This is a genomic window from Pseudoalteromonas sp. UCD-33C, from assembly GCF_001306895.1.
Classification (GTDB): Bacteria; Pseudomonadota; Gammaproteobacteria; order Enterobacterales; family Alteromonadaceae; genus Pseudoalteromonas.
Map to the genome: position 1 here is coordinate 367,463 of NZ_LJTB01000002.1, position 12,383 is coordinate 379,845.

The 12,383-nt window shown below is 40.0% G+C and carries 10 protein-coding genes; 3 read left to right on the forward strand and 7 right to left on the reverse strand.

The window, feature by feature from the left end:
* Window positions 1-4: 4 nt before the first annotated feature.
* Window positions 5-1,327, forward strand: a complete 1,323-nt coding sequence (locus AOG26_RS04955) for a Na+/H+ antiporter family protein (RefSeq protein WP_054561480.1) — start codon at window positions 5-7, stop codon at window positions 1,325-1,327.
* Between the two features lie 38 nt (window positions 1,328-1,365).
* Here the strand turns inward: AOG26_RS04955 and AOG26_RS04960 are convergent, their stop codons facing one another.
* Entirely contained in the window at window positions 1,366-3,336 is a 1,971-nt protein-coding gene (locus tag AOG26_RS04960; RefSeq protein WP_054561481.1) for a response regulator, read from the reverse strand.
* 173 nt (window positions 3,337-3,509) lie between these two features.
* Here AOG26_RS04960 and AOG26_RS04965 point away from each other — a divergent pair, with 173 nt between their 5' ends.
* Window positions 3,510-4,415, forward strand: a complete 906-nt coding sequence (locus AOG26_RS04965) for a gluconeogenesis factor YvcK family protein (RefSeq protein ID WP_054561482.1) — start codon at window positions 3,510-3,512, stop codon at window positions 4,413-4,415.
* Here the strand turns inward: AOG26_RS04965 and AOG26_RS04970 are convergent.
* Entirely contained in the window at window positions 4,380-4,712 is a 333-nt protein-coding gene (locus AOG26_RS04970) for an Hpt domain-containing protein (RefSeq protein WP_054561483.1), read from the reverse strand. The genes AOG26_RS04965 and AOG26_RS04970 overlap by 36 nt on opposite strands.
* A gap of 20 nt (window positions 4,713-4,732) precedes the next feature.
* Between AOG26_RS04970 and AOG26_RS04975 the strand changes: the two genes are divergently transcribed.
* Entirely contained in the window at window positions 4,733-5,767 is a 1,035-nt protein-coding gene (locus AOG26_RS04975; RefSeq protein WP_054561484.1) for a glycosyltransferase family 4 protein, read from the forward strand.
* On the opposite strand, the gene AOG26_RS04980 is transcribed toward AOG26_RS04975, so the two are convergent.
* From AOG26_RS04980 to AOG26_RS05000, 5 genes are all read right to left on the reverse strand, one after another.
* Window positions 5,736-7,190 (reverse strand): sigma-54-dependent transcriptional regulator, encoded by a 1,455-nt coding sequence (locus AOG26_RS04980; RefSeq protein WP_054561485.1) that lies wholly within the window; start codon window positions 7,188-7,190, stop codon window positions 5,736-5,738. The genes AOG26_RS04975 and AOG26_RS04980 overlap by 32 nt on opposite strands.
* 103 nt (window positions 7,191-7,293) lie before the next feature.
* A complete protein-coding gene (locus tag AOG26_RS04985) occupies window positions 7,294-8,751 on the reverse strand; it encodes a SpoIIE family protein phosphatase (protein WP_054561486.1) in 1,458 nt (485 codons plus the stop codon).
* Between the two features lie 8 nt (window positions 8,752-8,759).
* On the reverse strand, window positions 8,760-9,458 hold the full coding sequence (locus tag AOG26_RS04990; RefSeq protein ID WP_054561487.1) for an AAA family ATPase: 699 nt from the start codon (window positions 9,456-9,458) through the stop codon (window positions 8,760-8,762).
* Window positions 9,455-11,521 carry an SLBB domain-containing protein gene (locus tag AOG26_RS04995; RefSeq protein ID WP_054561488.1) on the reverse strand — a complete coding sequence of 689 codons (2,067 nt, stop codon included), beginning with the start codon at window positions 11,519-11,521 and terminating at the stop codon, window positions 9,455-9,457. The genes AOG26_RS04990 and AOG26_RS04995 overlap by 4 nt, the downstream gene beginning before the upstream one ends.
* Window position 11,522: 1 nt before the next feature.
* Window positions 11,523-12,380, reverse strand: coding sequence for an OmpA family protein (locus tag AOG26_RS05000; protein ID WP_054561489.1), 858 nt, complete (start codon window positions 12,378-12,380; stop codon window positions 11,523-11,525).
* Window positions 12,381-12,383: the final 3 nt, after the last annotated feature.

The window sequence follows — 12,383 nt, forward strand, 5'->3', positions numbered from 1 at the left end:
CAATATGAATGCAGTAATTGTCGGCGTTATGTTGATGCTGATCCTGACACTTTGTCGAATTAATGTCATTGTGGCGATGACGGTAAGCGCAATTATTGCGGGTTTGACCGCAGGCCTTGGTTTATCACAAACCGTTAATGCATTTAATGATGGCTTATCGGGCGGCGCTGAAATAGCACTTAGCTATGCGATGTTAGGTGCATTTGCGGTGGCTATTTCTAAGTCAGGTTTAACACGTATTTTAGCGTCTAAGTTACTAAAGCAAGTAAACGAGAATAGCCACAAAGGCGAAACGACACTTAGTTATCTTATATTGAGTATTATTTTGCTGTGTGCGATCTCGTCGCAAAATTTGATACCCGTACATATAGCTTTTATCCCAATTCTAATTCCACCTCTACTTGTGGTGTTTAACAAGTTACGCCTTGATAGACGAGCAATTGCGTGTATCTTAACCTTCGGCTTAGCCACCTCTTACATGGTGCTACCTTATGGTTTTGGTGGCATTTACTTATACTCGATACTACACAAGAACCTCACTGAAAATGGTCTAGAGATTGTTAATACTCAAGTGCCGATGGCAATGATCATTCCAGCCATTGGGATGTTATTTGGTTTATTGGTTGCGGTGTTTATATCTTATCGAAAACGCCGTAGTTACGAGTCTCACAGCCTAACAGAGCAACAGCAAGAGGTTGTCATTGAGCAGCCTAAAAAGGTGTTAGCAGTGGGAATTACCGCCGTACTTTGTTCATTAGTGGCACAAAATATTAGCGGCTCTATGATCCTAGGTGGTCTTGTTGGGGTAGCTATATTTACCTTATTTGGTGTTGTAAAGCTTGAGCAAAACGGCGATGTATTTAGCAAAGGTATTGCTATGATGGCGATGATTGGCTTTATTATGATTTCTGCGCAAGGCTTTGCTTCGGTGATGAAAGCAACCGGTGATGTTGCTTCATTAGTTAGCGCTGCTGCAGGAATGATTGAAGGTAACAAGCCACTTGCCGCAGCATTAATTTTACTCGTTGGGCTATTAATCACCATGGGCATTGGTAGCTCGTTTTCGACAGTGCCAATTATAGCCACCCTGTTTGTACCACTTTGTATGGAATTAAACTTTTCTGTTATGGCTACTGCAGCACTGGTTGGTACTGCTGGTGCGCTAGGTGATGCAGGCTCCCCTGCCTCTGACTCAACACTTGGCCCAACATCTGGCCTAAATGCAGATGGTCAACACGACCATATTTGGGATTCAGTAGTACCTACTTTCATCCATTTTAATATTCCGCTACTTGTTGCTGGCTGGGTTGCGGCAATGGTGTTGTAAAGTCGAGTTTCATTTTAAAAGCCCCATTTGGGGCTTTTTTATTGGCTAAACAAAATACGCAGTGCGCGGTTTAGATCATGAAAGCGAATGGGTTTTGTCAGCACTTTGTTCATTCCTGCTTCTAAGCAAGTGGCTTTATCTTGATGAGATGCATTGGCTGTTAAGGCGACAATGGGTAAAGTCATTTTTAATTCTTCACGCATGTATTTAGTTGCTGTAATACCATCCATCACTGGCATCATCATATCCATTAAAACTAAATCGAAGTTTTGCTGTTGTACTTTATCAATTGCTTGTTGGCCATTATCTGCAAGGGTGACATGGTGATTGAGCTTTTCTAAAAAGGTTTTGATTAGCACTTGGTTGGTTTTGTTATCTTCAGTAACAAGAATAGCCATGGGCTCAAGAGTTTGTTCATGCTCTATTGATTGCTGATCATCGGCGACGATAGAGTATGGTATGTAAATATTAAATTTAGTACCAATATTGATTGCACTAGCTACTCTAATCTCGCCTTTCATTAAATCAACAAGGCTTTTGGTAATGCTAAGCCCAAGGCCAATCCCTTCTACTTGTCGATTAACACCATAGTCATGCTGTTTAAAGGCATCGTAAATGCTGGCTATTTGAGATTGAGAGATCCCCTGCCCAGTATCTGCTATCTCAAATAACAAATGGGTATCATTAAAATCTGCTCTGAAATTGACGGTGCCTACTTTGGTAAACTTGAAGGCATTATCTAAAATATTAAACAGAATTTGCCCGACCCGAACCCCATCGATATTAATTTTGTTGGGTAAGCCATCGCTTATCTCTGTGGTAAACAAGACATTAGAGCCTTGAGTTGTTTCTTGAAACTGTGCGGTTATATTTTTAACTAACGCATTTATATCTGTCGCTTTAACATCAAGCTCCATCGAGCCACTTTCAATTTTTGAAAAATCCAGCACATCACTGATCAAATCAAGTAATAAGTCAGCGCTTGAGTTTGCGTAATCGAGCCAACGTGTTTGCTTGTCATTAAGTTCTGAATCGGCTAACAACTCCAACATGCCTACAATGGCGTTCATAGGTGTTCTGATCTCATGAGACATCACAGTTAAAAACTGAGACTTTGCTTGGTTTGCTTCTTCTGCTTTTTCTTTTGCTAATTGTAGTGCTTGCTCGCGGTCTTTATTGACAGTGATATCTTTGGCAATACCTAAATAGCCGCGAAATTTCCCGCTTGAATCAAATTGTGGCTTACCACTTAAAGAGACCCAGGCCGGAGGCGACGAATTAACTTCAAATTCAAAATCTAAAAACTCGGCATGCTCTGCCAGCAAGTGTTTAAAGTGCGACCACTTTTTTAACTGATTTTGTTCCTGCTCAGTGATGATGGCATCAAAATTTTTATGTAAAAAATGACGTTTGTATAAGTTACTGTGGCTGGCGGTAGTTAAAACATTAATAAAGTGCTCATCTTTATTAGTACGCCAAAACCATTCGCTGGCAAAGTCTCTAAATAACTCAGATAACTCGCCTAGTCTTGTTAGTAAAGAGGTTGAGTGAAACTTTTGGCGGTTAAGCCTTGTTTGCGCAGCTAATTGAACCGCTACTTGCTGTAATAAGATTTTGATTGCGGTTTGTGATTTATCATTAAAACTAGCCTGCTCTTTTATATCGAAAAAGACCAAGCACTGCGTTGTGTGTTCAGAGATATCAACATGAAAAATTAGGTTATTTACGAACTCATTACTATAAAACAGTGAGTTATCTTCATTAAATAACCACTGTGACTGAGCTTGTTGTAACTTTGACTTTAATATTGTTTCGTCAAATTCAATGTACTTAATAGTACGCATTTCGAGGGATGCTTTTGAATCTTCGAAATTTATTAAACAAAACTCTTTAAACGAAAAATATGGCAGAAGCACTTTTTCAAGTTGAGCTTTTAATGCACGGCTATCATTTATGCCATGAAATGCCGTTAGCTCAAGTTGTAATTGCTCTAAGTTTAACTCTGCCATTGCCATTCCTAGTTAATATTGCATCGCATATTGCAAATATAGAAAACAGTTCTCAGTTTAGCCATAAAAATATCAAAATAAATTATTTAAATTTCATTGTGTTATATAAATCCGAACACTTGGTACGGGCCATGCTAACTAAATATTAATCAAGTTTAACCAAGGTGACAGTTATGAAAATAGTATGCATAGGCGGCGGACACGGTTTATCCCATATGTTAAGTGCAATTAGACCTCACTGCGCCGAACTGACAGCTATCGTTGCAACCACAGACAACGGCGGCAGCACAGGTAAATTACGTCAAAGCCAAGATGTAGTTGCCCTTGGTGATATTAGACGTTGTTGTTTGCAATTAGCTGATAGTGACTCATTAATCCACCAAGTTTTTCACCACCGTTTTGATGGGGGTGAACTCAATGGCCACAGCCTTGGTAATTTAGCCTTATTAAGCTTAACCCAACAAACTAACTCAGCAACTCAAGCGGTTGCATGGTTCAATGCCATGTTGGGTAATTCAGAAACGATTCTACCCATGTCAGACGAGCCGACCGATTTACTAGCTGTTATGTCATCAGGCATAAAAGTATTTGGTGAATGCGATATTGATTCACAAGAAGAGCTCCCAGACTATTTAACGCTCTCACAAGATGTGAATGCTGCTCCTGGTGTGGTTCAAGCTATTGAAAACGCCGATATGCTAATAATTGGCCCTGGAAGTTTAATTACCAGTGTAATGCCTGCCATGTTAGTTGAAGACATAGCTAAAGCGGTGCAACAAACATCAGCATGCCGATTGTTTATCGAAAATATTGCCAAAGAAGCCAGCGTAATTAAATCGCTCGATATGCAACCGGTTGATTGGCTCGAAGGCATGCTTGGTTACCGGTTTTGTGACATGAGTATCTCTTTAGATGCGCTTAGTGAAATTGTGTCTCACTTTGACGATGTTGTTAAATCGCCAAACCAGCAGCACGACATTGAGCAGCTAAGTAATGTATTTGGCGAAATATTAAAAATGCCGTTAAGCCTAGAAGCTGAGCAACTAGTCAGTAGCAATCAAACTTTGCGCGTGAGTTAGCGTTTGTGCAAATTGGTCTTGCAGTAAGGCTATTAAGCTTTGTAGTTCATCGTCAAATTGTGATGCCTTAGCCTTTTGCTCAATTTGTTCTGCAAGGCCGCCTACGGCTAATGCCCCGTAACTACGGCTACTGCTTTTTAAACTGTGGGCATTTATTTCGATTTCAGACTGTTTCGTTGCGTCAGCAAGATCCGCAACGATTTGGCGGGACTCAGTGATATATACCTGCAAAAGTTGTTTTGCTAGGTCGTCACCAACATCCTGTTGTAATTGCGTATAGGTCGCAGTATCTATCATGGTCTCACCTTGGAGTGAATATGAAATATAGTGTTATTTTATTCGTAGATTCAAGCTTAATTGGTGGCATCGAAAGCCATTTGATTGCCATGAGTAAGCTGTTAGAACGATATAATATTATGAGCTCGGTACTATTTTATCAAGATCATAATAACCGTGAATTATATAATCGCTTAGAAAATGCAAATATCACTTTCGGTTTTGCTGGCGGAAATTTAAAAAGCTTGAACGAAATACTAAAAATGTTTCCTCGCTCAGCGTTACTCCATACCCATGGGTACAAGGCAAGTATCATGGGCAAGTTAGTGTGTCGCTGGCAAAACCGCCCTTGTATTTCAACCTATCATGCCGGTGAAGCAGGCACGGGTAAGGTTTATTTTTACAATAAACTCGACAAACTACTAAGTTACTTTTCACTTAACTTTGCTGTTTCTAGCAAACTCACCAAAGAGCTGTACAATGCTGAATTACTAGAAAATTTTATTCCAGTAAATGAATCTACTAAAGTATTAGGTCTAAAAAATAATGATCAATTAAACGTCGGATTTGTTGGTCGTTTATCCCATGAAAAAGGCCCTGACATTTTTATTGAAACTGCCAAACGATTCAACACACCTAACTTAAAATTTCATATGTTTGGTGATGGCCCTATGCTCAATGAGCTTGATACGTCAGCGGTGAGTTATCATGGACAGTGTGAGCAACAACAAATATGGCAACAACTCGATGTATTGGTGATCTGCTCTCGGGCTGAAGGTCTACCTATGGTGGCATTAGAAGCAATGGCACACGGGGTACTCGTTATTGCATCGCCTGTTGGTCAGTTACCTCAGATAATTAATCACCTATCCAATGGGTTAATGATGACTGAAAGTACAAGCAATGCTTTGCATAAACAGCTGAACAACGTAATTATGTTAAGTAATGATCAAAGAAGCTACATGCTAGGCAATGCACAAAGACTTGTTAAACAACGTTTTTCTGGAGAGCAGCAATTTAAGCAGCTAGATAGAGTCTATAGCTCTAGCTTACTTGCATCTCTTCCCAGCTTTTAATTTTACGATAAATCGTAGATGGACTCACATCCAAAAGAGCTGCAGCTTTAGGAATATTGTTATCACAAGCATCAATGGCTTGCTCAATATAACGTTTTTCTACCAACCAAAGCGGTTCAATATCGGCTTGAGAAAATGCTGTTGCAACTTCGCTGATAACAGGAGTGGCTTCAGTTGATGGCGATGTAAAGCTTTGTGACGGCATCACCTCCGAGGCTACAGTATTAACAGTTGCTGCTACTGGTTGTGATTGATTTTGTGCGTTTGGTAGTGCTGGTATCATACTCGCTTCAATGTAAGATTCATCATGCAAAACAAGAATGTTACGTATGGTGTTTTCTAATTGGCGAACATTACCAGGCCAGCCATAGCTCAAAAATAGATTTTTAACGCCTTCTGACATGCCTTTGTATGCACGGCCTTCTTCTTTACTTATTTTTTTAAATAATGCATCGGCAATTTCGATCACATCTTTGCCACGCTGATTCAACGGTGGTAAGGCAATAGGGATAACATGTAGGCGATAATATAAGTCTTCACGAAAACGGCCTTCTTGCACTTCTAATAATGGGTCGCGGTTGGTGGCGCACACAAAGCGCACATCAACTTTAACTTCTTTTTCGCTGCCTACCTGCTGGTAACAACCGGTTTGAATAAAGCGCAGTAGCTTACTTTGCAAATTGATGTCCATTTCACATAGTTCATCTAAAAACAACGTACCACCATCAGCTTGGCCAGCCGCCCCTTCACGATTGGCAATCGCGCCAGTGAACGCCCCTTTTAAGTGACCGAATATTTCACTTTCGATTAGATCTTTTGGTATTGCTGCACAGTTAAGGGCTACAAAGGGTTTATTCGCACGCGGTGACGCTAAATGTACCGCACGGGCGCACAGCTCTTTACCAGTTCCACTTTCACCAGTGATAAACACAGTGGCTTTACTTGCCGATGCTGATTTTATGATTTGGTAAACAGATTGCATTTCTGATGAGCTACCAATCAAATCATAGTATTTACCGTTCTCGTAAGTTGTTTGATAGCTTTTGACTGTTTGTTTTAAATCTTTAAGTTTTAATGCGTTGTTTACTGTAATGCGAAAACGATCTGCTTCGATTGGTTTTTCTAGAAAGTCACTGGCACCGAGTTTAATGGCTTTGATTGCCATTTCTTTGGTGGCATGCCCTGTTAAAACAATCACTTGTGGAGCTGTGTCAGAGTCTAAAGAGGATAAAATATCTAGCCCGTTCATATCTGGCAACATAACATCTAAAATCACTAAATCAGGCTCAAACTCCTGTAATGCAACGACGGCTTGTTCACCATTGTAGGCAATGCGTGTTTCGACACCGGTTGGGATCAAATATGATTGGTACATCAGCGCTAGCGATTCTGTATCTTCAACAATGAGTATTTTAGGTGGCATTACAGACTTCCTTTATTATCGTTTTATGCTGAGATAAAGTGATTATTTAACAGTTCCTTATTAGTAGCTTAGTGCGTATTTGACCGGTTTGTAAACTCAAACTTTAGTGTTTATTGATCACAATTAACGAGGCATCGTCTATTTCAGCAGTTAACTCAACTTGGCTTGCCTGCCAAAGTGCATAAGCAAACTCTTCACTTTGCACATTTTCGTCAGTTAATTTAGTAATAATTTGGTCTACATCACTTAATTGCTGATTATCAAGCCAACCATCGGTGAATAATAAAATGTGTTCAACGTCATTTAAGTTATAACTATAATGTTGATAAACATGATCATCACTAAGGCCCAGTAAGGGATCAGTGCCGCTTAGCTGGATCAATTTACCATTTTTGGTTATCACACAGGGGGCTGGATGACCTGCGTTAAACCAGTGAAGTGTGTTATTTTCAATAAAACTTATTAGTAAAGTGACTAAACTAGTTTTACATAACCGCTGTTCATACAGGGCTTGGTTCAAGGTTGTTAAAACATTTCTTATTGGTATTTCTGTCGCTAAACAGCCACTTAAAAAGCCCTTTATGGCAAAACTTTCTTTTAGTGCTGTTATACCGTGCCCCATCATATCGCCAATGATCACAGGTGCTTGCTGCTGGTGGGGGTACAAACAAAAATCTCCCCCATTTTGGCTGATAATGGAGCCAAAATTATAGGCATTAAACTCCCCTATTTTTTGCCTTGTTTGCATGCGCTCTTCGTTAATTAAATACTTTAATGCAGAAAAACGATGCACAATGCGTTCAATACTTTGTAATAACCGAGTTTTGCTTACGGGTTTTACTAAATAATCATCAACCCCTAATAGGTTTATACGTTTTATAAGTTCTTCACTGTCATCACCTGTCAGCATAACCACAGATAAATTAATTTTTAGGTTAGATTGATTAAGCTTTTTAAGTAAAGGCTCACTAGTACCATTTTTAAGTTTATGATCAAGCAATAAAATTGTTGCCCCAGAGGTGAGAATTTCTTGCCACCCCGATTCACTATCCTCACAGCAAATAACCTGAAAATGCTCAGATAAATAAGCATTCAGTAAAGCAAGTTGTGCCTTATCATCATCTATGTAGATAAGCGTGGGTCGTTTATCGATATTGGTTAAACAAAAAGAGAATGTATTCTGCTGGCCAACAGTTTTATAACAAGCGTTTGGAAAGTAATGCTTGATGAGCGCCACCCCCATACCCCCTTCAACTAATTCACCACAGTCTAATTGCCAACCTGATGGTTGTTGATTAAATAAATCATAGCTTGGCATACTGTCTTTAAATTCAATTAGCAGCTGTTTATCGGGCAGTTTATGCATAGCAAACTGCACATGCATTGACGTTTCTTGGCTATGGCGTAACAGATTAGTTAGGTATTCGGTTGCTACTAACCCTGCTGCATCTATATCTTGATTTTTAACACTGATCGCCGTCAAAACATGTTTTAAAATATGGCGAATCTCACTGACTGTGGGCCAATCTAGACTAAATGATTTTTGATATAAGCAGTCCATACAGGTTCTCAATAAGGTAAAAACAACCAGCGCTGTTTAATAACTTTGTTTAATAAGTACTCTGTGAGTTTAGGCCATTTTGGTTGAAACGCTTTGAGCGTTTTCACGATGCGGCTACCCAATGGAGCAAACTGATGCTGCGCAACAACAATCTTTACGTTATTGACGCCTGCGTGTTCAAGATTTGCCATACCGTGACATAGAGCTTCTTCGTCGTTATAACCAAGCGATACCGTTAAAAATGTCAGTTCTGTACATAAACTAAGCGCATGCAGCGGTACATTGCCCCGATTACATTTAAGAGCTGGGCTCATATCTAAAAATATATAGTCATATTCTTGTTTTATGCGTTCTATTGCATCATTTAGTACGCTTTTGTTTTTCACCGATTCAAGCTCTTTAAGATGCGCCATGGTGAGCAGGTCTACCTGTTCAGTATTGATGATATTCAACTGACACGAAATATCGCTGAAGCACCAAGATTCTGGTTTTTTTGGTTCATCAAACTTAAATGGATTTAACGGATTTAAGTCGATAATAAGCACTTTGGCAGCTTGCAAACTTAAGCGCTGTGCAACACTCGCACAAAGTGATGTAGAGCCTTCGTTGCCGGTTAACGAAATAAAGCAGATGCAACGGGCTTTACTGTTATCTATTTCGTTACACACGGCTTCAAGTTCTTGGTATTGCGCTGGTATTAGTTTCATAAGCCCACCACTAAAGCTACAACAGTAATAAAATCTAAGAAGTTTGATTTAAACTGACTCATTAAATCTTGGCCTTTGTCTGGTACATACAGGGTATCGCCAGCACGTAACACAGGGATATACGCTGAGTTAGGGTTTTTAACGAACTCTTCTAAATCAAATACACGAGACTGCTCTTTACAGCATGAATGATTTACCACCACGATTTTGTCGATAAGCGCTGAGCTTGATGGGCCGCCCGCTTCTGCAAGTACATCAAGTACAGTCATAGTGTCATCAAAGCTATAACGACCAGGCTTTTCAACTGCGCCCATGATGCGAACTACTTGCTCTTTTGGCGTACGTAACCAGTCTTTATCTTTTTCTGGGATATAGATGGTATCGCCCGGTAAAACGTGTGGAAATAAAGTTTCATCACCGGTTTCAAAATACAGTGCAAGGTTTAATTTGCTGACTCTTGCTGTATTGCCGTTACGATGAGTAATACGAATATTGCGTAAGTCAGCGTTATCTGTAGGGCCATCAGCAGCGGCTAAAATATCGATAAAGTGCATATTTGTATTAAATGCATAGCGACCTGGTGAGCCCACCTGCCCCATAATGTAAATAGACTTGCTTGATTCTTGACGGATCCATTGAGATTTATTGTCTGCAGGGTCAACTGGTAACTCTTCAACAATAATGGTATCGCCAGCCATTAAATTTGGCAGTTCATATTTGCCAGAATCATTAATAGTGTATTGCTCTAAATCGAAACGTTTGGTCACCTCACCGTTTCTTACAATTTTAATATCATTGATATTGGCACCTTTAGTTGGGCCGCCGGCATGCGCAAGTAAATCAGTAAAGTCCATTTCAGGGCTCCACTCATAACGACCCGGAGATAAAATGGCTCCGATAATTTTGATGGCACGTTTTGGGGGTACTTTTAACCAGCTTTTTTCGTTTTGATCGGTTTTCTCTGGTACAAAAATCACATCGCCAGGGTTAAGGCTTGGCACTTTTACTGTAACTATGCCTTCGCTATAACCTTGTAAGTCAAATAAGATGCTTTCTCCTGCTGGAGTTAAGATTTTAATCTGACGAGTTTCTGCAAAACGGGTTGGGCCACCTGCATTAGCCAGAATATCTAAAAAGCTGGTGCTTTCGCCTGCTTCATAAGCGCCCGGCTTTTGTACTTCGCCCATGATATAAACTGTTCTTGAAGTGGTATTTACATCATCAACCATGATAGGCACATAAATAGTAGAACCCGCTTTTAGCTCTGGCATAGTGTCGTTATTAGGTTTATCTAAATACGCTTTTAAATCGAACACGACTGGGGTTTTATCAACGATAACGCGAATTTTGGTTACATCTGCATAGCGGGTTACACCCTCAGCACGCATTAGCGCATCAAGTACACTCATGTTTTCTTTAAATGAAAAGCTACCAGGATTGTGCACCTCGCCAAGCAAAGTAATAGCACTGTTATCACTTGCATCACCTGATGCACTTAAGGTTTGTGCATCAAAGTCAATTTGTACGTTACCTAACAGCGGAGACACAGGCACAAAGACCGTGTCAGCGCTTTGTAATGCAGGTAATAAATCAATGTTGCCTGAGTCTAAGTAGGCTTTATAGTTAAACTCAATCATCTCGGTGCCACGGCGAATTTGTAAACGGTCTAATTGAGCGCCTGGTTTTAAGCCGCCTGCACGGGCGATGACCATTTGAATGTTGCCATCTTTAGGAATACTTACTTGTGATGGGTCGTTCACATAGCCCATAACATTGATAAAAATATCTCGTGAATGAATTTCGACATAAAAGTCATCCATCGCCACATACATTTCACTTAATGCTGTGCGTAGCTGGCTTTGCACATCATCTAGCTGTAAGCCTGCTACTTTAAAACGACCTAGCTCTGGTAAGGTAATAGCACCTTCTTTATCAACTTCAAACGGTTCGCTAAATTCAGCTTCGCCTGGTAGGTATAAGTAAAGTTTATTACCGACTTCAATCTCTTCTGCGAAAGTAGGTGACGCGAATATAAGTAAGCAAAGTAAGATTAACTGTTTCATGTTATTGCTCCTTAGGACCATTTAAGATTTTGGTCCAGCTGGATAATGCATGTTTTTGTTTAGTGGCTTTATCGTCACTCATGTCGATAATAATTGCCTCTACTCGTCTATCTGAATGACGTTTTGAGCGTGAGTCAGGTTCGTCGCTGTACGGTGTTAGACTACCTTGCGTTAAGGTTGTTATTGTTGCTGGGTTTACACCATAAATACCTAGCCAGTGTTTTACTGTTTCGGCACGCTTAAGTGCTAACTCATAGTTGTTTTGTTGCTGACCACTAATGTCAGCATGACCAACAAGCAGTAAGTTAACCTCATCAACTTGTTTAATTAAGTCAGCCGCTTGTGCTAAACGTGTGATGTATTTAGGAGTAACCTGAAAATCATTTAACGAAAACTGGTTATCACTATTTAAAAGCTCAGTGATCTGGTCTTTGAGTGATGCTGTCATGTTTTTTTCAGTATCAGTAACGCCTGCACATTGGCTCATCGCATTAACAGTTTCAAAGTGCTTCGCAAGCTGATTTAAACCGTGATAGTGAATAAGTAAATCATGCTCAGCATCAGACCACATTTGCGCTGCTATTAGGCGTCTTATACGGTTTTCGTATATTTGTGCTTTTAGCAATTGCGCTGGCATACATTGCTGTATACCTTGTGCTTTTAATAAATCTAACTTTAAAACATGATGTTCAAATTCGCTTAGCACCACGGTTTCTTGTGTGTCGTAAATCATCTCGTGTTGTTCATCAGTAAGCGGATAATTTTGATATTTTTCAGCCCAGCCTCCTTGCCCCTCATCAGGCCAAGAAGCACATCCACCAAGCGTTAGCAAAATGATTGTAAATAGTATGTGCTTCATAAA

Excerpts from the sequence above, each read along its gene's own strand:
- AOG26_RS04975 (WP_054561484.1), top strand. The coding sequence starts at position 4,733 with ATGAAATATAGTGTTATTTTATTCGTAGATTCAAGCTTAATTGGTGGC.
- AOG26_RS04990 (WP_054561487.1), bottom strand. The coding sequence starts at position 9,458 with ATGAAACTAATACCAGCGCAATACCAAGAACTTGAAGCCGTGTGTAAC.
- AOG26_RS04955 (WP_054561480.1), top strand. The coding sequence starts at position 5 with ATGAATGCAGTAATTGTCGGCGTTATGTTGATGCTGATCCTGACACTT.
- AOG26_RS04980 (WP_054561485.1), bottom strand. The coding sequence starts at position 7,190 with ATGCCACCTAAAATACTCATTGTTGAAGATACAGAATCGCTAGCGCTG.
- AOG26_RS05000 (WP_054561489.1), bottom strand. The coding sequence starts at position 12,380 with ATGAAGCACATACTATTTACAATCATTTTGCTAACGCTTGGTGGATGT.
- AOG26_RS04965 (WP_054561482.1), top strand. The coding sequence starts at position 3,510 with ATGAAAATAGTATGCATAGGCGGCGGACACGGTTTATCCCATATGTTA.
- AOG26_RS04970 (WP_054561483.1), bottom strand. The coding sequence starts at position 4,712 with ATGATAGATACTGCGACCTATACGCAATTACAACAGGATGTTGGTGAC.
- AOG26_RS04985 (WP_054561486.1), bottom strand. The coding sequence starts at position 8,751 with ATGGACTGCTTATATCAAAAATCATTTAGTCTAGATTGGCCCACAGTC.
- AOG26_RS04960 (WP_054561481.1), bottom strand. The coding sequence starts at position 3,336 with ATGGCAGAGTTAAACTTAGAGCAATTACAACTTGAGCTAACGGCATTT.
- AOG26_RS04995 (WP_054561488.1), bottom strand. The coding sequence starts at position 11,521 with ATGAAACAGTTAATCTTACTTTGCTTACTTATATTCGCGTCACCTACT.